Raw genomic sequence first — 21,710 nt, 5'->3', positions numbered from 1 at the left:
CATCATCCACTGGTGCCCAGTCACTTTCAGGCTTCGCCGGTCGCGGCGGATAGCCGGCGAGGACGGGCGAGGAGATGTGCTGGGTCCCGCTCACGTTCGAAACCTGGTCGGTATCTCGTCGCCCGACTTTCGTCCCGGAACGCAGCGCAGCCACGTTTTTGCACGCGAAATGCGTCGCGACACGCCGTTAGGAGTGCCGTGGCCGGAACCACCGTGTCTATACCGTGATCTGAAATGTGCGCAGAAAGGCAGTTGAAGTGAGCGGCGGCCCGTTTCTTGGGATGTCACGGCGAGAATTCATGACCAAGCTCGCCGCCGTCGGCGCGGGGGCGATAATGATGGACTATGCGGCCCCGGTGATCGAAAAGGCCTATGGTGCGGGACCCTGCCAGGGCCATTTGACCGACATCGAGCACATCGTGTTGTTGATGCAGGAGAACCGGTCGTTCGATCACTACTTCGGGACGCTGTCGGGCACCCGCGGATTCGATGACCCGTCGCCGCTGTTCGCACAGGCGGGATGGAATCCCATGACGCAGGCCCTGGACCCAGCCGGGATCACCATTCCGTTTCGTCTTGATACCACCCGAGGCCCGTTGGTTCAGGGCGAGTGCGTCAATGACCCTGCGCACCAATGGATCGCCATGCACGAGGCATGGCACGACGGCGCCAACGACAATTGGCTACCCGCGCAAGCGGGGGAACGTGCCGCGCCCTACGTCCCCATGACGATGGGCTATTACACCCGGCAAGACATTCCGATCCACTACCTGCTGGCGGACACCTTCACGATCTGCGACGGATTTTATTGTTCGCTACTGGGCGGCACGCTGCCCAACCGGCTGTACTGGATGAGCGCCACCATCGACCCCGACGGCGTCGACGGCGGACCGCAGCTGGTGGAGCCCGGGTTCATACCGCATCAGCAGTATCGGTGGCGCCTCATGCCCGAAAACCTCGAAGATGCCGCGGTCAGCTGGAAGGTGTACCAGAACAAGTTCTTCGGGCCGTTGATCAACTCACCGCTCAGCAACAACGGACTGATACAGGCTTTCAGGCAGTCCGCGGATCCGAGGTCAAATTTGGCCCGTTTCGGTATTTCTCCGAGCTACCCGCGAGACTTCGCCGCCGACGTCCGGGCAGACCGGTTGCCCAAGGTGTCCTGGCTAGTGCCGAATTTCCTGCAATCCGAACATCCCGCGTTGCCGGTTGCGTTCGGCGCGGTGGCCATGGTGACCGCGCTGCGGATTCTGCTTTCCAATCCAGCTGTGTGGGAAAAGACCGCGCTGATCATCAACTATGACGAGAACGGCGGTTTCTTCGACCACGTCATCCCGCCAACGCCGCCCCCGGGCACGCCGGGTGAATTCGTGACGGTCCCCGATATCGACGCGGTGGATGGGTCGGGCGGCATCCGTGGGCCGATCGGTTTGGGCTTTCGGGTTCCCTGCTTCGTCATCTCCCCGTTCAGCCGCGGCGCGCTGATGGTCAGTGACACGTTTGATCACACGTCGACGCTGAAGTTCATTAGCACGCGGTTCGGTGTGCCGGTTCCCAACCTGTCCGCTTGGCGGGACGGGGTCGTCGGCGATATGACGTCGACGTTCAACTTCGCGAGCCCGCCGAACCCGGCCAAGCCCAATTTGAGCCACCCCTTGCTGGCGGCCGTGCCGAAGTTGCCGCAGTGCGTCCCCAATGTGGTGTTGGGGACCACCGACGGCGCGCTGCCGGCCGTTCCGTATCGGGTGCCGTTTCCGCAGGCGATGCCAACCCAGGAGACCTCGCCCACCCGCGGTACTCCCAGCGGACTCTGCAGCTGAATTGGCGGCCGGGCCCGGAAAATCGCCCCGTTACGAGGTTCGAATGGCCGCGAATTCTGGTGAAACCAGGCCGCGACAATCTTATTCCTGGCAGCTGCCAATGGGGACCAAGTGCGAGCGGAATGTGCGACGGAGGGTGCGGGCCGTGAGCACCGGGCAGGTGCCGCGGGGTCTTCGAAGGACGGGGTCGCGCCACGATCAATGCGACCACGCCTCGCAGCTGCAGTTGATCGGCAAGCGCTTCGGGATGCCGGCACCCGCCGCGCCGCCCGGCATGTCGCTGCCCACCGTGGATCGCCCCGTGTGTCGACCGGCGAAGCTGACCCAAAGTCAGCCCAGTCGGGTGTTGAGGGTCCTGGACCAAGGGCTTCCCTACTCAGATTCCGAACGGCATCCGTTGACGCGTGCGACGCCGTACCGTATTGTATGGACGCCGTATCTTGTTGCATGGTTGAAGGCTCGCACTCGCGGCGCGACCCCAAATCCCCTGGCCGGCGGCCGGGGGGCGGCGTGGGGCACACTGCGTGGCGCGTCGTCATCGGCGGGCTTCCGTGAGACGCGTCGGCTCTGGTACAAGGAAAATTCCAGAATTTTGCGGATATTGTCTCCGGTTTGTCATACGATTCGGAGAGCTCGATGGTCTGGCCATTGAGCGTTGGTGTATCGAGATAGGCAGTGGAAGGGGACAGCGTGCTTTTGCCTCTTGGTCCACCCTTGCCGCCCGATGCGGTGGCGGCGAAACGGGGTGAATCGGGGTTGCTCTGCGGGTTGTCGGTTCCGCTCACTTGGGGTGTAGCCGTGCCTCCGGACGACTACGACCACTGGGCGCCCGATCCTGAAGACGGTGTAGAGGGCGATGGCACGGTGGCCGAGGCGGCAGACTCGGAAGCCGCAGCGATGGACGAATGGGACGAGTGGGCCGAATGGCGCGAGTGGGAGGCCGAGAATGCCGAACCGCGCTTTGAGATGCCGCGCAACAACAGCAGCGTGATACCGCATTCTCCGGCGGCCGGTTAGAGAGGGGAGGGAAAGACTGTACTTGTGTCACGAGTGATCGACGGTTCTGGTGTCCAGTGCCGATGATCGCAGCAGTCAACCTGTATACAACTCCCATGTAATTAGGTCCATGTAACAAAAGGAGATAGCCAACATGGCAACGCGTTTTATGACTGACCCGCATGCGATGCGGGATATGGCGGGCCGCTTTGAGGTCCACGCCCAGACAGTGGAGGACGAGGCCCGCCGGATGTGGGCATCCGCGCAGAACATCTCGGGTGCGGGATGGCGCGGTCTGGCCGAGGCGACGTCGATGGACACCATGACGCAGATGAACACGGCCTTCCGCAACATCGTGAACATGCTCCACGGGGTGCGTGACGGTCTGGTGCGCGACGCGAATCACTACGAGCAGCAAGAGCAGTCGTCGCAGCAAATCCTTAGCAGCTAGCCCACAAGCTTCGAGTCAGGAGGACAAAACCAATGACCATCAATTACCAGTTCGGCGATGTCGACGCCCATGGCGCGTTGATTCGCGCGCAGGCCGCATCGTTGGAGGCTGAGCACCAGGCCATCGTTCGCGATGTGCTGGCTGCTGGTGACTTTTGGGGCGGCGCCGGTTCGGTGGCGTGCCAGGAGTTCATCGCCCAGTTGGGGCGTAACTTCCAGGTGATCTACCAGCAGGCCAACGCCCACGGGCAGAAGGTGCAAGCCGCCGGCAACAACATGGCGAGCACCGACAGCGCCGTTGGCTCCAGCTGGGCCTGACGAGGTCGCAAGAGGATTCGGTTCGGGGCGGCGCACCGGGGTTTCCGGTGCGCTTGCCCTGACCGTCAAGTAAATCGCGCTGAGGGCGCGGGCACCTAGTGCCCGCGCCCTCAGTGCATTTTGCGCTAGCCGACGTTGTTGAGCGGCCTGGCGCTGCTACGGCTAAGAACCGCCGAGGTTGTTCCCGAATCCGGTGAGGGTGGCTCCACCATTGGCAGACCACGTCTTGGTGGTCCGCGCACAGAACGACCGTCCATGAGAACTCGTCTGTTTTCATTAGAACTTTTCCAATACCAATACGTACGGACAATCCGTGGGTAGGGTCATCGACATCGACCGCGTTCGGGACGGCTGGGTGGAGCTGTTGGCGGTCGCGGAGCCGCGCATTGTTGCGTTATCCGTAATTGGGGTGCGGTCGCCAGACCGGACATACACTAGAGGCCTGCTCGGCAGGGCGATAGCAAGTAAAAAGGCAATAGCATCATGGATTTCCCTGTATTGGCGCCGGAGATCAACTCAGCATTGATGTATGGCGGCCCGGGCTCAGGACCATTCGTTGCGGCAGCAACGGCGTGGGATGGATTAGCCGCCGAATTGGGTTCTGCGGCAGCATCATTCGGCTCGGTAACCACCGACTTGGTGGAAGGCGCGTGGCAGGGTGCGGCGGCGGCGGCGATGGTGGCCGCCGCGGCGCCCTATGTGACGTGGTTGAGCGAGGCGGCGGGCCACGCCGAGGCGGCGGCCCAGCAGGCCAGCGCGGCGGTCGGGGTGTTCGAGGAGGCGTTAACGGCGACGGTGCCCCCGGCGGTGATCGCGGCTAACCGAACTTTGTTGGTGTCGCTGGCGTTGTCGAATCTATTTGGGCAGAACACCCAGGCGATTGCGGCGGTTGAGGCCGCGTATGAGGAGATGTGGGCCGCCGATGTGGCGGCGATGTTCAATTATTACGCCGGCGCGTCGTCCGCGGTTGCGGCCCTCCCGGCGCTCGCTACGCTGCCGCAGACTCTGGCGCTGGGGGGCAGCGCTGCCGTAAGTCTTATCAGCGATCAGGGCTACCTCGTCCCCAATTTTGGTTTTGCGAATGTGGGTGAGTTGAATGTTGGTGGGGGTAATCTTGGGAGTCTTAATTTTGGTGATGGGAATCTTGGGGGTGGTAATTTTGGTAGCGGTAATGCGGGGAGTAGTAATTTAGGTAGTGGTAATTTGGGGAGCCTGAACTTTGGTTTGGGGAACTTGGGTAGTGGGAATGTTGGTGGCGGTAATGCGGGGAGTAGTAATTTCGGTTTCGGTAATGCGGGTGGGTTGAACATCGGTTGGGCCAATATGGGTGGCTTGAACTTCGGTTTGGGGAATACGGGTGATGGCAATATTGGGTTGGCGAACACGGGTAGCGGGAATATTGGTATCGGGCTCACGGGCACGAATCAGGTGGGTATTGGTGGGCTGAACTCCGGTAGTGGGAATATCGGGTTGTTCAACTCGGGTACGGGCAACATCGGGTTGTTCAACTCGGGTACGGGCAATGTGGGTGTGTTCAACTCTGGTAACGGGAACTGGGGTTTGTGGAACTCGGGTAGTTTCAGCACTGGGTGGGGCAACGCGGGGGTGGCCAACACGGGTTGGTGGAATGCGGGTGATGTCAACACCGGTGGGTATAACGTGGGGAGTCACAACACGGGTGTCTACAACCCGGGTAGTTTCAATACCGGCAATTACAATGTGGGTAGCCATAATACGGGTTTGTACAATGTGGGCCATGCGAACACCGGTGTGTACAACACGGGTGATGTCAACACCGGCGGCTACAATTCCGGTGACCGCAGCAACGGATTTTTCTTGCGGGGCAATGACCTGGGTCATGCGTCCTTGGGCTACGCCATCGAGGTAGACATCTCCTCGCAGATCGGTGCTCTGGCGTTAATTACGAATGATCCGGCGTTCATTGGTACTGTGCCTGATTTTGTTACCGGGTTCCCGGACAACGTGCCGGTGGAGACCAGTACTTTCAAGATTACGTTGCTTGACCTGCAGGGTGGGCCGGGGTTTGGGAATGTGACGGGGTCGCCGTCGTCGGGTTTCTTTAATGTTGGTGAGGGTGGTTCGTCGGGCTTCGGTAACTTTGGTGCTGGTGTTTCGGGGTTGTTGAATATTATGGATGCCGACACCGGGTCTGGCTCGGGGTTGTTGAACTTTGGTAGCTCGTTGGTGTCGGGCGTGTTGAACTTCAACGCCACGATGGTGTCGGGTTTCGACAATGAGGGTGCTGGCCTGTTGGCGCAGGACTTTGTCTCGGGTGCGGGTCATGTGGGCCAGAACGTGGCGGGTATCGCTTACCGTAATATTGGTTTGGGCAACATCGGTTTTGGCAACTTGTTTGCCAATGCGAACCTGGGCAACCTCAATATTGGCAGTAGCGCCAATATCGGCGGGTGGAACTTCAGCGGTTTCTCCGGTGGCGCTAATATCGGTAGTTTCAACCTGGGTAGCGCCAACCTGGGCGGCTTCAACTTCGGTAGCGGTAACATCGGCAGCACCAACCTCGGCGACGCTAACGTTGGTTTTTCGAACTTCTTCGGTAGCGCCAATGTCGGTGATTGGAACATCTTCGGTAACGCTAACCAGGGCAGCCATAACTTCTTTGGCAACGCCAATATCGGGGACTGGAACTTGGGGAGCGCTAACACCGGTAGCAACAACATCGGCGGCGCTAACTTCGGCAGCTTGAACCGCGGTTTCAGTAACTTCGGTGACGCGAATTTCGGGTTGGGCAACTTCGGTAGCCTGAATTTTGGTTTGGCCAACACTGGAGATGGCAACATCGGTTTGGCCAACACCGGCAGCGGCAACATCGGTATCGGGCTCACCGGCACCAATCAGGTGGGCTTTGGCGGGCTCAACTCCGGTGTCGGCAACGTCGGTTTGTTCAACTCCGGCACCGGCAACTCCGGGTTCCTCAATGCGGGTAGCGGTAATGCCGGGGTGTTGAACGCGGGGCTGATCAACACCGGGCTGGGCAACGCCGGTGACGGGAACCTGGGCCTGTTTAACTCCGCGATCCAAAACAGTGGCTGGTGGAACGCGGGCACCAACAATGTGGGTGTTTCCAACTCCGGTACCGGCAACGTTGGTGTGTTCAACTCCGACACCGGCAACTGGGGTGTGGCCAATACGGGCAGCTACAACACCGGCTATGCCAATGCGGGCGCGACCAACACCGGCTGGTGGAACGCCGGTGACCTCAACAGTGGTTGGGGCAACTCCGGCAACGCCAACACCGGTGCCTACAACTCGGGTAACACCAACACCGGCGGGTGGAACACCGGTCACATCAACACCGGTATCGCCAACACCGGGTCGGTCAACACCGGTGGGTTCAACTCGGGTAACTACAACAACGGGTTCTTCGTGCAGGCCGATAGTCAGGGCCATTTCGGGTTGACCCTGGCTTTCCCCATATCGGCGGCCACGACGATCACGCTGCTCGACATCAAGCCCGGGCCGGGTTTGTTCAACTTCGAGACCTCCGAGCCGTCGTCGGGCTTGTTCAATAATGGTGGGGGTTCGTCCTCGGGCATCGGGAACTTCGGCACGGGGAGTTCGGGTTTCTTGAATTTCGGGAACCATCCGGATCCCGACGGGACCGCTACGGGTATCTTGAACTTCGGCAACCACATCTCGGGTGTGTTCAATAGAGCCGAGATCGGCGCCGGATCTAGTGTGCTGGATGTTGTTTCCGGCTTTGGTAACGTCGGGCAGAACTTGTCGGGTGTGGCCAGTCTGGGGCCCCTTGATTTCCAGAACTTCGGTTTTGGCAACGTGGGTGCGCTCAATGTGGGTCATGGCAATATCGGTGACTCCAACTTCGGCAGCGGCAGCTGGGGCAGTTTCAATATCGGCAACGCCAACCTCGGCAGCTCGAACTTCGGTGCGGCCAACTTCGGTTTCAACAACTACGGCAGCGCCAACCTGGGCAGCCTCAACATCGGTTTCGGTAACAACGGTAGTTTCAACTTCGGGTTGGCCAACACCGGTGATGGCAACTTCGGGCTGGCCAACACCGGCAGCGGCAACATCGGTATCGGGCTCACCGGCGACAACCAGATCGGCTTTGGTGGGCTCAACTCCGGTGTCGGTAACACCGGTTTGTTCAACTCCGGTGTCGGTAACACCGGCGTGTTCAACGCGGGCACCGGCAATACCGGGTTGTTCAACTCCGGTAGCTACAACACCGGCTGGTTTAACTCCGGCAGTTTCAACTTCGGTGGCTTCAACGTTGGTGACCACAACACCGGTAACTACAACGTGGGGAGCTACAACACCGGCGAGTACAACGTCGGCGACACCAACACCGGGAGCTACAACGCCGGTGATATCAACACCGGATTCTTCAACTCCGGCGATCTCAACACGGGCTTGTTCATCGAGGGTGACCGCAATATCGGTGCGTTCTGGAAGGTCGATGACATCAACCCCGCGTTCGCCATCTCGATCCCGGTGGAAAGCAGCCTCATCTACACCGAAGGCATCCCCATCGAGGCCGACGTTCCCGCGATCTTCTACGGCGAGGTGTTCACCGGGGAAACCATATTCTTCGAGTTCCATCCGGGCCTGTTCAACAACACCGTTGGCGTGTCGTCGGGCTTGTTCAACACCGGCGCGGGTGGTTCCTCGGGCTTCGGCAACTCCGGAACCGGCACCTCAGGCTTCTTCAACCACGGCGGCGACTTCAACTCCGGCTTCGAAAACGTCGGCAGCCACCTATCGGGCATCACCAATCTCGGCACCTACATCTCCGGCCTGTTCAACACCGGCACCGCCAACCTCGCCACACCCGACCTGATCTCCGGCGCCGCCAACGTCGGCCACAACATCTCCGGCTTCGTCAACGCGGGGTTCAATTTTGGTTTTGCGAATGTGGGTGAGTTGAATGTTGGTGGGGGTAATCTTGGGAGTCTTAATTTTGGTGATGGGAATCTTGGGGGTGGTAATTTTGGTAGCGGTAATGCGGGGAGTAGTAATTTAGGTAGTGGTAATTTGGGGAGCCTGAACTTTGGTTTGGGGAACTTGGGTAGTGGGAATGTTGGTGGCGGTAATGCGGGGAGTAGTAATTTCGGTTTCGGTAATGCGGGTGGGTTGAACATCGGTTGGGCCAATATGGGTGGCTTGAACTTCGGTTTGGGGAATACGGGTGATGGCAATATTGGGTTGGCGAACACGGGTAGCGGGAATATTGGTATCGGGCTCACGGGCACGAATCAGGTGGGTATTGGTGGGCTGAACTCCGGTAGTGGGAATATCGGGTTGTTCAACTCGGGTACGGGCAACATCGGGTTGTTCAACTCGGGTACGGGCAATGTGGGTGTGTTCAACTCTGGTAACGGGAACTGGGGTTTGTGGAACTCGGGTAGTTTCAGCACTGGGTGGGGCAACGCGGGGGTGGCCAACACGGGTTGGTGGAATGCGGGTGATGTCAACACCGGTGGGTATAACGTGGGGAGTCACAACACGGGTGTCTACAACCCGGGTAGTTTCAATACCGGCAATTACAATGTGGGTAGCCATAATACGGGTTTGTACAATGTGGGCCATGCGAACACCGGTGTGTACAACACGGGTGATGTCAACACCGGCGGCTACAATTCCGGTGACCGCAGCAACGGATTTTTCTTGCGGGGCAATGACCTGGGTCATGCGTCCTTGGGCTACGCCATCGAGGTAGACATCTCCTCGCAGATCGGTGCTCTGGCGTTAATTACGAATGATCCGGCGTTCATTGGTACTGTGCCTGATTTTGTTACCGGGTTCCCGGACAACGTGCCGGTGGAGACCAGTACTTTCAAGATTACGTTGCTTGACCTGCAGGGTGGGCCGGGGTTTGGGAATGTGACGGGGTCGCCGTCGTCGGGTTTCTTTAATGTTGGTGAGGGTGGTTCGTCGGGCTTCGGTAACTTTGGTGCTGGTGTTTCGGGGTTGTTGAATATTATGGATGCCGACACCGGGTCTGGCTCGGGGTTGTTGAACTTTGGTAGCTCGTTGGTGTCGGGCGTGTTGAACTTCAACGCCACGATGGTGTCGGGTTTCGACAATGAGGGTGCTGGCCTGTTGGCGCAGGACTTTGTCTCGGGTGCGGGTCATGTGGGCCAGAACGTGGCGGGTATCGCTTACCGTAATATTGGTTTGGGCAACATCGGTTTTGGCAACTTGTTTGCCAATGCGAACCTGGGCAACCTCAATATTGGCAGTAGCGCCAATATCGGCGGGTGGAACTTCAGCGGTTTCTCCGGTGGCGCTAATATCGGTAGTTTCAACCTGGGTAGCGCCAACCTGGGCGGCTTCAACTTCGGTAGCGGTAACATCGGCAGCACCAACCTCGGCGACGCTAACGTTGGTTTTTCGAACTTCTTCGGTAGCGCCAATGTCGGTGATTGGAACATCTTCGGTAACGCTAACCAGGGCAGCCATAACTTCTTTGGCAACGCCAATATCGGGGACTGGAACTTGGGGAGCGCTAACACCGGTAGCAACAACATCGGCGGCGCTAACTTCGGCAGCTTGAACCGCGGTTTCAGTAACTTCGGTGACGCGAATTTCGGGTTGGGCAACTTCGGTAGCCTGAATTTTGGTTTGGCCAACACTGGAGATGGCAACATCGGTTTGGCCAACACCGGCAGCGGCAACATCGGTATCGGGCTCACCGGCACCAATCAGGTGGGCTTTGGCGGGCTCAACTCCGGTGTCGGCAACGTCGGTTTGTTCAACTCCGGCACCGGCAACTCCGGGTTCCTCAATGCGGGTAGCGGTAATGCCGGGGTGTTGAACGCGGGGCTGATCAACACCGGGCTGGGCAACGCCGGTGACGGGAACCTGGGCCTGTTTAACTCCGCGATCCAAAACAGTGGCTGGTGGAACGCGGGCACCAACAATGTGGGTGTTTCCAACTCCGGTACCGGCAACGTTGGTGTGTTCAACTCCGACACCGGCAACTGGGGTGTGGCCAATACGGGCAGCTACAACACCGGCTATGCCAATGCGGGCGCGACCAACACCGGCTGGTGGAACGCCGGTGACCTCAACAGTGGTTGGGGCAACTCCGGCAACGCCAACACCGGTGCCTACAACTCGGGTAACACCAACACCGGCGGGTGGAACACCGGTCACATCAACACCGGTATCGCCAACACCGGGTCGGTCAACACCGGTGGGTTCAACTCGGGTAACTACAACAACGGGTTCTTCGTGCAGGCCGATAGTCAGGGCCATTTCGGGTTGACCCTGGCTTTCCCCATATCGGCGGCCACGACGATCACGCTGCTCGACATCAAGCCCGGGCCGGGTTTGTTCAACTTCGAGACCTCCGAGCCGTCGTCGGGCTTGTTCAATAATGGTGGGGGTTCGTCCTCGGGCATCGGGAACTTCGGCACGGGGAGTTCGGGTTTCTTGAATTTCGGGAACCATCCGGATCCCGACGGGACCGCTACGGGTATCTTGAACTTCGGCAACCACATCTCGGGTGTGTTCAATAGAGCCGAGATCGGCGCCGGATCTAGTGTGCTGGATGTTGTTTCCGGCTTTGGTAACGTCGGGCAGAACTTGTCGGGTGTGGCCAGTCTGGGGCCCCTTGATTTCCAGAACTTCGGTTTTGGCAACGTGGGTGCGCTCAATGTGGGTCATGGCAATATCGGTGACTCCAACTTCGGCAGCGGCAGCTGGGGCAGTTTCAATATCGGCAACGCCAACCTCGGCAGCTCGAACTTCGGTGCGGCCAACTTCGGTTTCAACAACTACGGCAGCGCCAACCTGGGCAGCCTCAACATCGGTTTCGGTAACAACGGTAGTTTCAACTTCGGGTTGGCCAACACCGGTGATGGCAACTTCGGGCTGGCCAACACCGGCAGCGGCAACATCGGTATCGGGCTCACCGGCGACAACCAGATCGGCTTTGGTGGGCTCAACTCCGGTGTCGGTAACACCGGTTTGTTCAACTCCGGTGTCGGTAACACCGGCGTGTTCAACGCGGGCACCGGCAATACCGGGTTGTTCAACTCCGGTAGCTACAACACCGGCTGGTTTAACTCCGGCAGTTTCAACTTCGGTGGCTTCAACGTTGGTGACCACAACACCGGTAACTACAACGTGGGGAGCTACAACACCGGCGAGTACAACGTCGGCGACACCAACACCGGGAGCTACAACGCCGGTGATATCAACACCGGATTCTTCAACTCCGGCGATCTCAACACGGGCTTGTTCATCGAGGGTGACCGCAATATCGGTGCGTTCTGGAAGGTCGATGACATCAACCCCGCGTTCGCCATCTCGATCCCGGTGGAAAGCAGCCTCATCTACACCGAAGGCATCCCCATCGAGGCCGACGTTCCCGCGATCTTCTACGGGCAGGTGTTCACCGGGGAAACCATATTCTTCGAGTTCCATCCGGGCCTGTTCAACAACACCGTTGGCGTGTCGTCGGGCTTGTTCAACACCGGCGCGGGTGGTTCCTCGGGCTTCGGCAACTCCGGAACCGGCACCTCAGGCTTCTTCAACCACGGCGGCGACTTCAACTCCGGCTTCGAAAACGTCGGCAGCCACCTATCGGGCATCACCAATCTCGGCACCTACATCTCCGGCCTGTTCAACACCGGCACCGCCAACCTCGCCACACCCGACCTGATCTCCGGCGCCGCCAACGTCGGCCACAACATCTCCGGCTTCTTCGGAATCAATGGGCAATCTCCGCTATTGCGGACCATCGAGCAGAACGTGCTGCAGGTGGTCAACGCACCCACCGAGGCGCTGCTGGGCCGTCCGTGGATCGGTGATGGCGTCGATGGCGCCCCGGGCACCGGGCAAGCGGGCGGCGATGCCGGGTTCTTGTTCGGCCATGGTGGTGACGGGGGTTCGGGCGCGCCCGGGCAGGCCGGCGGGGCCGGTGGGTCAGGCGGACTCCTGTATGGGTCTGGCGGGGCCGGCGGTGCTGGCGGCGACGCGATCATTGTCGGCGGGGCCGGCGGGGCTGGCGGGATTGGCGGTGCCAATGGGCTCTTCGGTGGCCTGGCCGGCGTTGGTGGCCAGGGCGGGGCGGGCCTGTCCGGCGGGGATGGCGGCGCTGGCGGGGCTGGCGGCGCGAACCGGCAGCTGCTGTTCGGCACCGGCGGGGCCGGCGGGGCCGGCGGTACTGGTGGCATGGGTGACGCCGGTGCAGCGGGCAACCCGGGCCAGTTCGGCCAGGCGGGCTTCAACGGCGGGATGGGCTTCGACGGTGGGGCCGGTGGGGCAGGTGGGGCCGGCGGGGCCAACACCGCGCTGCTGTTCGGCACCGGTGGGGCTGGCGGGGTCGGCGGTGACGGCGGAATGGGCGGCACCGGCGGCGAGGGCGCCAGCGGCGTGGGCATTGGCCAACGGGGCGGGTTCGGCGGGACCGGCGGGACCGGCGGCGAGGCCGGCGCCGGTGGCGCCGGTGGTGCGGGCGGAGTGATGGGGACGGTCGGTGCCGCGGGGAGCAGCGGCAACGGCGGAGCCGGAGGCATGGGCGGCGCCGGCGGAGACGGCGGTAATGCCGCCGCGGGTGCTCGGGGCTTTGACGGCGGCCGCGGCGGTGCGGGCGGTGCGGGCGGCGCCGCCGGTACCGGCGGCACCAACGGTGCGGGTGGCCGCGGCGGAGACGGCGGTCACGGGGGAACCGGGGGTGCCGGTTCGACCGGCATGAACGGTGTCGGCACCAACGGCGGCAACGGCGGCTTTGGCGGCAACGCGGGCGTTGGTGGGGCGGCCGGCGCCGGTGCGGGCGCCGCGGCCGCAGCGGGTGACGCGGGCACCGGCGGCGACGGCGGCGCCGGTGGGCAAGGGGGCCAAGGCGCCAATGGCGTCGACGGCGGCGACGGCTTTGCCGGTGGTATGGGCGGTAGGGGCGGACAGGGTGGTGAATCTGGCGTCGGCGGTACCACCGGCGGCGGTGGGACTGGCGGCGAGGGCGGCGCCGGTGGGGCCGGCGGCGACGGCGGCGCCGGTCAGGACGGCGGTAAAGGCGGTGCCGGCGGTCAAGGCGGTATCGCCGGGTCGGCCGGCTCGTCTGTAGGCGCTACGCAGGGGACGACTGGGACCGGGGGCGACGGCGGCGTAGGCGGCATGGGCGGCAAGGGTGGTGACGGCGTGACCGGTGCCGGTGGGCAGGTGGGCACGACCGGTGGCGCCGGTGGTGAGGGCGGTCAGGGTGGTGATGGCGGCGACGCCGGTATCGGCGGTACCACCGGTAGCGGTGGTCAAGGCGGCGGCGGCGGTGCCGGTGGGACCGGCGGGGCCGGTGGCAGCGGCGTGGGGTTGGGTCTGGACGGCGGTGGCGGCGGTATGGGCGGTGCCGGTGGTGGCGGCGGCGCCGGTGGGGCGGCCGGCAGCGGATTTGGCGCCACGGCGGGCGACGTGGGCGCCTTCGGCGACGGCGGCCGCGGCGGTGACGGCGGTGCTGGCGCTACCGGCGATGACGCCGCGGGCACCGGCAGCGGCTTCAAAGGCGGCGACGGCGGTATGGGCGGCCAGGGCGGCAACACCGGCGCCGGTGGCACCAACGGAGACGGTGGCACCGGCGGCAAGGGCGGACAAGGCGGCAACGGCGGCAGAGGCAACGACGCCCCCGGCAACAGTAGATTCGCGGACGACGGCGGTATGGGCGGTGCCGGCGGTAACGGTGGCCAGGGTGGGGCGACCGGCTCCGGCGGTGTCGGCGGCATCGCGGGCGACGGCGGTACCGGCGGCACCGGCGGCACCGGCGGCACCGGCGGTACCGCCGCCAACACCTCCGCCCCCGGTCAGTTCATTTTCGGCGGACGAGGGGGCATGGGCGGTGAAGGTGGCGCTGGCGGTATCGGCGGCGCCGCCACCACCGCATCCAGCGTTGCCGGTACCGGCGGCATCGGTGGCAACGGTGGCCAAGGCGGTGAGGGCGGTCTCGGGTTGAACACCACCAACTCCTCAGGTCAAGTCACCCTTGGCAGGGGCGGTTTCGGCGGCGCCGGCGGCACGGCGGGCACCGGTGGCGAGGGCGGAGCGGGTGCCGACGGTGGCGCTGCCGGCGACGGGGGTAACGGCGGAAAGGGCGGGACTGGCGGCAAGGGCGGCGGCGTCGACGCCTTCACGACCCGGGGCGGTGCCGGCGGGTCCGGGGGCAATGGCGGCAACGGCGGCAACGGTGGGGTAGTCGGCACGAATGGCACCGGCGGTAACGGCGGCAACGGAGGCGCCGCCGGGACCGGCGGCCCCGCCGGCTTCGGTGCCCAAGGCAACCAAGGTGACGGATTCCGAGGCACCGGCGGCGAAGGCGGCACGGGCACCTTGCCCGGCGGCGTGGACGGCAACGACGCTTAGGTGGCCCGCCGTCAGCCTCGGTGACGGCGCTGCTAGAACCGCCCACCCCCACCAAGGAACCCGCCGCCGGATGAACCACCCGGCGAACCCGAGCTGCCGCCGAAGGACGTGGGGCTCCAGCCGCCCATCCCGCGGCGCATACCACCACGCATGCCCCGGCCGAGCAGATCGCCGATGATGATGCCTCCCAGGACTGCGCCGGCGTTGTTGCTCCCGCGGCGGGTAGTGGCGCGCTGCGACGATCGCACGTCGGCGTTGGCCAGCGACTGCGCGTGGGCTGCCAGCGCGGACGCCGCATTGGCGTAGGCGATCGCCTCGCTGAGGTCGGTCGACTTTCGTCCCTGTGCGGCCTCGAGCTGCCGTTTCGCCTCCGCGAGCCGGGTGCGGGCCTCGGGTCCGATGCTGCCGCGGCGGGTATCGATGTACTCCGAGACCGCCCGTACCCGCGACTCCGCGGTGAATAACGCCTGCTCGAGCGAACGGGTGAGTCGTTCGGCGGTTGCCTGTTCTTCGGCAAGAGTAGCCACGAGGCGGTCCAGGTCGGCGTCGGCTTTGGTCAGCCGCGCGAACGCGGCCAGCGGATCGGTCGCCGTGCCGCCGCGGAAACTATGCACGGCCCGGGCCGCCGCATCGCGCGCCGCCATGAGGTCGCCGATATGTGGAGATTGCGGCGTCGACTGCTGCTGCAGCTGTTCGTCGGCCTGTGCGATGCTCGCTTGGATGTCGGCCACCATCGTTGGCAGCGACGCGACTGCACGGCGGATGTCGCTGGCCGCGCTGTCCACCGCATCCAGCAGTGCCCGGGCTTGCCCCAACGCTGACTCGGCGGCGCGGACGTCGTCGACCAGCGCGGCCTGCTGTCCGCTCACCGGCTGGGCAGCAAGGTCACGCGCCTCACCGATGGCATGGTCGGCGAATGCCAGCCGCTGGGTGGCGGTTGTGACATTGCCCGAGACCGAAGTCAGTGCTGCAGCGTCGAATTCGGTGTGCAACTCGGCAAGGCGCTGCTCGGTAGGGGCGATTCGGGTGGTGAGTGCGACGTACTGCTGGGTGAGCAGATCGAGCCGGGACGGTGCGTTGATCACCAGATTGCGCAGCTTTTCGAACGCCTCGGTCTGTGACTCGAGCTCGCGGTCGGCGTGCGCTGCGGACACTATTACCCGAGTGAGCAGTTCACGTTGCTGTGCCGGTGTCTCGGGTGTGTCATCGTCGAGTTGTTGGCGCACCGTGAATGCTTGGGACAAGGCCTCCTTGGCCTTGTCCACCGCCTGGGTGAACGGTGCGGTGCGCTCCTCGCCAAACTCGTCGATCGCCAGCGCGACCTCGTTGGAGCTGGTCCGCAACGCGTTGTCGACGTCGACGACCATCGATCGGGATAGGTCCTCGAGAGCTTCCAACGGAACAGCCGCCAATGCCCGCGCGTCGGTGGGGTCCACGCGTCGTGCCGCGGCCAGCGCGCGGGCCCGACGCCGGCGTTCGCGGTAGCGCATCACGATCACGAAGGCCACCACAGCGACGACGATGACGCCGAGCACGATGAGCAGCAATCTGCGACTCGATGGGCTCGGTGCTTTGTTGAGCCCTGTCGCCGCGGCGACGGCCGCGCCGCCCCAGTCGCCGTCGCGGAGCGCCGGTTCGATTCGATTGCGTCGCAGCTTGTCGACCCGACTCTGGCTGATGCCCGGTATCGATGGCGGCACCAGAAAGGCATACGCGCGACCCTTGGTGGCAACCGCGAGCAGCGCGTCGTGGTCACCAAGCTCGCTGAGGCCGATGGTTCGTTGCGCCCAGTCGACCGAGCCATCCCCGGAGAAGTCGTCGACATAGACCACCCACAGCCGCAGGTGGCGATTGGTGTAGAGCCTGTTGACGGCAGACTTCACCGCGTCGCGATCGCTGGCAGTCAGCACACCGGCGTCGTCGGTCACGTAGTCGGGCAGCCGAAACGGCGGTTGCGCGCCGGCTGGCGGGGCGGCCAGCAGCCCGATGCTGAGAATTGTCAGGATGATCGCAACCAGGCGAGCAATGCGCATATCGCCAATTTAGCCCGCCGACCCGGCACCGCTCGGCGGGTCCGCGGGGGGTAGCTGCCTGGCAGACTGTGGATCGGTGACCACGAACCAGCAGGACCCGCATGACCCGTACGACGAAGCCGACCGTCAGCGACGGGTGCCGGAAGCGCCAAAGACCGCGGGGCTACCGGGTACGGAAGGCCAGCACCGCACTGACTTCGCCCGCGACCGGGCCCGCGTGTTGCACAGTGCCGCGCTGCGTCGACTGGCGGACAAAACGCAGGTCGTCGGACCGCGCGAGGGCGACACTCCGCGCACTCGGTTGACGCACTCGCTGGAGGTGGCTCAGATCGGGCGGGGGATCGCGATTGGACTGGGCTGCGATCTGGACTTGGTGGAATTGGCTGGTCTGGCTCACGACATCGGGCATCCACCGTATGGCCACAACGGTGAGCGCGCGCTCGATGAGGTCGCTACCTTGTACGGCGGTTTCGAGGGCAATGCACAGAACTTCCGGATACTGACCAGTCTCGAGCCCAAAGTTCTTGATGAACAAGGATTTAGCGCGGGCCTGAACCTGACTCGCGCATCCCTGGATGCAGTCACCAAATATCCGTGGACACGGGGCCGCGGCCCGGCAAGCGCCCGGCGCAAATTCGGCTTCTACCACGAGGATCGCGATCCGGCGGTGTGGGTCCGCACCCACGCCCCGGCGCAGCGAGCGTGTCTAGAAGCGCAGGTCATGGATTGGGCGGACGACGTCGCCTATTCGGTGCACGACGTCGAGGACGGTGTCGTTTCCGAACGCATCGACTTGCGGGTACTTGCCGACGACGACGGCGCGGCCGCCCTCGCCAAACTAGGTGAGAGCGAATTCGGCACAGTGAGTGCCGACGAGTTGCTGGCCGCAGCGGGTCGGCTGTCGAGGCTCTCGGTCGTCGCCGCCGTCGGCAAGTACGACGCCACGCTGGCGGCGTCGGTCGCACTCAAGCAGTTGACCAGCGAACTTGTCGGCCGGTTCGCGTCGGCCGCGATCGCGACCACTCGCGCCGCCGCCGGCCCAGGGCCGCTGGTGCGCTTCCAGGCCGACCTGCAGGTCCCCGAACTCGTCCGCGCCGAGGTCGCGGTGCTCAAAATCCTGGCGCTGCAGTTCATCATGTCCGACCCGCGGCATCTGGAAACCCAAGCCCGCCAGCGCGAACGTATCCATCGGGTGGCCCACTGGCTGTACTCCGGGGCGCCTCGAACCCTCGACCCGATCTTTGCCGCGGCATTCAACACGGCGGCCAGCGACGGCGCGCGGTGGCGGGTGATCGTCGATCAGATCGCGTCCTACACGGAGGGCCGGCTGGAGCGCATCGAAGCCCGTCAAGCCGCGCTGTAGGGGGCTCGCCGCAAAACCCGGGGCCGTACACTGGGCCGGTGTCTGGCCGGATCTCCGATCGCGATATCGCCGCCATTCGCGAGAAGGCCCGGATCGAGGACGTCGTCGGCGACTACGTCCAGTTGCGGCGCGCCGGCGCCGATTCGATGAAGGGCCTGTGCCCGTTCCACAACGAAAAGTCACCGTCGTTTCATGTGCGACCCAACCACGGCCACTTTCATTGCTTTGGCTGCGGCGAGGGCGGCGACGTGTATGCCTTCATCCAGAAGATCGAACACGTCGGCTTTGTCGAGGCGGTTGAACTGCTCGCCGATCGGGTCGGCCACACGATCAGCTACACCGGTCCGGCCACCAGCGTGCAGCGCGATCGCGGTAGCCGTAGCAGGCTGCTCGCGGCAACCTCGGCCGCCGCAGCGTTCTATGCCGAGGCGTTGGAGTCCGATGAGGCGGCAGCGGCTCGTCAGTATTTGACCGAGCGCAACTTCGACGCCGGCGCTGCCCGGCATTTCGGCTGCGGGTTCGCGCCCTCGGGGTGGGATTCACTGACAAAACATCTGCAGCGCAAGGGTTTTGAGTTCAAAGAGCTGGAAGCTGCCGGGTTGTCGCGGCAAGGTCGCCGCGGCCCGATAGACCGGTTCCACCGGCGGCTGCTATGGCCTATCCGCACCTCGGCCGCTGAAGTCATCGGTTTTGGGGCGCGCCGGCTGTTCGACGACGACCCCATGGAAGCCAAGTACGTCAACACACCAGAGACCCTGCTGTACAAGAAGTCGTCGGTGATGTTCGGCATCGACCTGGCGAAACGCAATATCGCCAAGGCGCACCAGGCGGTGGTCGTCGAGGGCTACACCGATGTTATGGCTATGCATTTGGCTGGAGTCACCACCGCGGTCGCGTCGTGCGGGACCGCGTTCGGCGACGAGCACCTGGCGATGCTGCGCCGACTGATGATGGACGACAGCTTCTTTCGTGGAGAGCTGATCTATGTTTTCGACGGCGACGCCGCCGGACGTGCCGCCGCGCTCAAGGCGTTCGAGGGCGAGCAAAAGTTGGCGGGCCAGTCCTATGTTGCCGTGGCCCCGGATGGCATGGATCCTTGTGACCTGCGATTGGCGTCGGGCGACGGTGCGCTGCGTGATCTGGTCGCACGGCGAACCCCGTTGTTCGAGTTCGCGATTCACAGCGTGATTGCCGAATTGGATCTGGACAATGCCGAGGGCCGGGTGGCCGCCTTACGCCGTTGCGTGCCGATGGTCGCTCAGATCAAGGACCCCGCACTGCGCGACGAGTACGCGCGCCAACTTGCCGGCTGGGTTGGTTGGGACGATGTCGCGCAGGTCATCGAGCGGGTCCGCGGTGAAGCAAAATCGTCCAAGAATCCCCGCCGGGGTGGCCGCGGATCGGCGGCCCCGAGCCAGGTCGAGCCGGAAGACTCCAAGGCAGCGTCGGCCGAAGCCCCTGCCGCCCGTCCGCATCCCCGTGACCCCGCTCTCGGAACGCAGCGTGAGGCGCTCAAGTCCGCCCTGCAGTATCCGGCGCTGGCCGGGCCGGTGTTCGACACCCTGAGCGTCGAGAGCTTTGCGCACCCCGGCTACGCCGCTGTCCGCGCGGCCATCGAGGGCGCGGGCGGCACGTCGACTGGCATCGCCGGGGCGCAGTGGTTGGACATGGTGCGCCAACAGACGACGTCGGCCTTGACCGCCGGCTTGATCACCGAGCTGGGTGTCGAGACGATCCAGGTCGACGAGGACCGGCTGCCGCGCTACATCGCGGGGGTGCTGGCCCGCTTGCAGGAGGCGTGGATAGGCCAGCAGATCGCCGAGATGAAGTCCAAGCTGCAGCGCATGTCGCCGATCGACCAGGATGACGAGTACCACGCGCTGTTCGGCGACCTGGTCGCCATGGAGGCTTATCGGCGCAGTCTGAAGGAGCAGGCCAGCGGTGACGAACTCAGCAGTTGAGCGTCAGGGCGCGGTTTTTGGTTGCGGGTCGACGGCGCGCTCGACATCGCGTTCCAGAACCGCCGTCTGATCGTCAATCTCGGCCAGAGTCACAAAGCCGCTATCGGGGGAGACCCGATTGGCGATCTTGCGGCGCCCGGCTTCGATCACGGACTTGGCCGCGGGACTGCTGGTGATAGCGCGATAGGTGCCGGCGATCTGCTCGTAGCGGCGGCGCCCGGCTTTCGCGCCCAACACGTAACCCAGTCCAAGCACGACGACATACCCGATCAAAGCGGTCCCTCCGACTAGCTGTGCGTTGGTTCTATCCTGCCCCACGGGCCGGGTTGCGCGCGTGCCCGATCCCCCTAGGCATTCCCGCTAAGCACGGTGGCCCGCACCCTCGATTCACGATATACGGCCACAGTGCCCGGTCCCTATCATTGGGGCCGATTCCTGTCATTGGGGCCATTCCTCTCATTGGGGGTTGGCAAGCCAGTACGCTAGAGTCGTCCCGCGATCTGCTGCTCACGCATTCGCGTGGGTGTAGCGGTCCCCTGTAGCTCAATTGGCAGAGCGTTCGGCTGTTAACCGAAGGGTTGGAGGTTCGAGTCCTCCCGGGGGAGCCGAGCGTTTTCTGTCGCGTTGACGCGGCCCCTGTCGTTGGCCCTGGTTGTTGAGCCCTCTGTCAGCCTGCCAGCAACAGCCGGGCATGACCTCAGATGGACCTCAGATGGACTTCAGATGGAAAAGTCTTCGCCATGCCATACCCCGGCTTCGGGTGGCCGGATGACGCGTCCGGTCTGCTGACCATCGCTGAGCGCCTCCAACTTGGCCACCCGGGTCAGCAGGGAGTCGAGGCTGGCCCCCACGAGGTCGGGCAACCGCCAGTCGTAGGGGCCGCCCGGCCCGGGTTGGCTGTGGTCGATGATCTGTCCGGGGACGCCTACGACAACTGAGTCTGGGGGGACCGGCTTGACCACGACGGCGTTGGCGCCGATCCGGCTGCCCTCGCCGATTTTGATCGGACCCAGGACCTTGGCCCCAGCGCCGATCGTGACGTGGTCACCGACGGTGGGGTGACGCTTTCCGCAATCGATGCCGCTGCCGCCGAGGGTAACGCCGTGGTACAGGGTGACGTCGTCGCCCACCTCGGCGGTCTCCCCGATCACCACGCCGGTCGCGTGGTCGATGAATACCCCGGCGCCGATCACGGCACCCGGATGGATATCGACCCCGGTCAGGATCCGGGTGAGCTCGCTCAACGCTCGCGCCAGCAGCCTGGCGCGATGGTTCCAGAGCCAGTGGCCGAGTCGGTGGCCCCACACGGCGTGCACGCCGGGGTAGCAGATGATGACCTCCAGCGTGGTCGGGGCGGCGGGATCCCGCTGCCGCGCCGCTCGGATGTCACGCATCATGGCCGCCAGCATTG

Annotated in this window: 10 protein-coding genes and 1 tRNA gene; 8 read left to right on the top strand and 3 right to left on the bottom strand. The window is 63.8% G+C overall.

The window, feature by feature from the left end; genetic code table 11:
- Window positions 1–281 precede the first annotated feature (281 nt).
- The 5 genes from F6B93_RS14895 to F6B93_RS22990 all read left to right on the top strand — a co-directional run bounded on the left by F6B93_RS14895 (window position 282) and on the right by F6B93_RS22990 (window position 14,942).
- On the top strand, window positions 282–1,820 hold the full coding sequence (locus F6B93_RS14895) for a phospholipase C (protein ID WP_211699514.1): 1,539 nt from the start codon (window positions 282–284) through the stop codon (window positions 1,818–1,820).
- A 690-nt stretch (window positions 1,821–2,510) separates the two neighbouring features.
- The gene (locus tag F6B93_RS14890) at window positions 2,511–2,837 is read left to right on the top strand and encodes a hypothetical protein (RefSeq protein WP_211695768.1); all 327 of its coding nucleotides are present in this window, start codon (window positions 2,511–2,513) and stop codon (window positions 2,835–2,837) included.
- A 133-nt stretch (window positions 2,838–2,970) separates the two neighbouring features.
- On the top strand, window positions 2,971–3,267 hold the full coding sequence (locus F6B93_RS14885; protein WP_211695767.1) for a WXG100 family type VII secretion target: 297 nt from the start codon (window positions 2,971–2,973) through the stop codon (window positions 3,265–3,267).
- A gap of 32 nt (window positions 3,268–3,299) precedes the next feature.
- Entirely contained in the window at window positions 3,300–3,584 is a 285-nt protein-coding gene (locus F6B93_RS14880; RefSeq protein ID WP_211695766.1) for a WXG100 family type VII secretion target, read from the top strand.
- A gap of 483 nt (window positions 3,585–4,067) precedes the next feature.
- Entirely contained in the window at window positions 4,068–14,942 is a 10,875-nt protein-coding gene (locus F6B93_RS22990; protein WP_246540797.1) for a PPE domain-containing protein, read from the top strand.
- 32 nt (window positions 14,943–14,974) lie between these two features.
- Here F6B93_RS22990 and F6B93_RS14830 read toward each other — a convergent pair whose 3' ends face one another.
- Entirely contained in the window at window positions 14,975–16,975 is a 2,001-nt protein-coding gene (locus tag F6B93_RS14830) for a TPM domain-containing protein (protein WP_211695765.1), read from the bottom strand.
- Between the two features lie 76 nt (window positions 16,976–17,051).
- Here F6B93_RS14830 and F6B93_RS14825 point away from each other — a divergent pair, with 76 nt between their 5' ends.
- Together F6B93_RS14825 and dnaG are read left to right on the top strand one after the other, a co-directional pair.
- A complete protein-coding gene (locus F6B93_RS14825; protein WP_211695764.1) occupies window positions 17,052–18,338 on the top strand; it encodes a deoxyguanosinetriphosphate triphosphohydrolase in 1,287 nt (428 codons plus the stop codon).
- 38 nt (window positions 18,339–18,376) lie between these two features.
- Window positions 18,377–20,299 (top strand): DNA primase, encoded by a 1,923-nt coding sequence (gene dnaG / locus F6B93_RS14820; RefSeq protein ID WP_211695763.1) that lies wholly within the window; start codon window positions 18,377–18,379, stop codon window positions 20,297–20,299.
- Between the two features lie 3 nt (window positions 20,300–20,302).
- Here the strand turns inward: dnaG and F6B93_RS14815 are convergent, their stop codons facing one another.
- Complete coding sequence (locus F6B93_RS14815) at window positions 20,303–20,572, bottom strand: hypothetical protein (RefSeq protein WP_211695762.1); 270 nt, start codon at window positions 20,570–20,572, stop codon at window positions 20,303–20,305.
- A 259-nt stretch (window positions 20,573–20,831) separates the two neighbouring features.
- Here F6B93_RS14815 and F6B93_RS14810 point away from each other — a divergent pair.
- Window positions 20,832–20,904: transfer RNA gene (locus F6B93_RS14810), tRNA-Asn, on the top strand.
- A gap of 114 nt (window positions 20,905–21,018) precedes the next feature.
- Here the strand turns inward: F6B93_RS14810 and cysE are convergent.
- Entirely contained in the window at window positions 21,019–21,708 is a 690-nt protein-coding gene (gene cysE, locus F6B93_RS14805) for a serine O-acetyltransferase (protein WP_211695761.1), read from the bottom strand.
- Window positions 21,709–21,710: the final 2 nt, after the last annotated feature.

Source organism: Mycobacterium spongiae (assembly GCF_018278905.1).
Lineage (GTDB): Bacteria > Actinomycetota > Actinomycetes > Mycobacteriales > Mycobacteriaceae > Mycobacterium > Mycobacterium spongiae.
The sequence above is the reverse complement of the archived record's forward strand: the minus strand, read 5'-3'. Positions and strand labels throughout refer to the sequence as shown.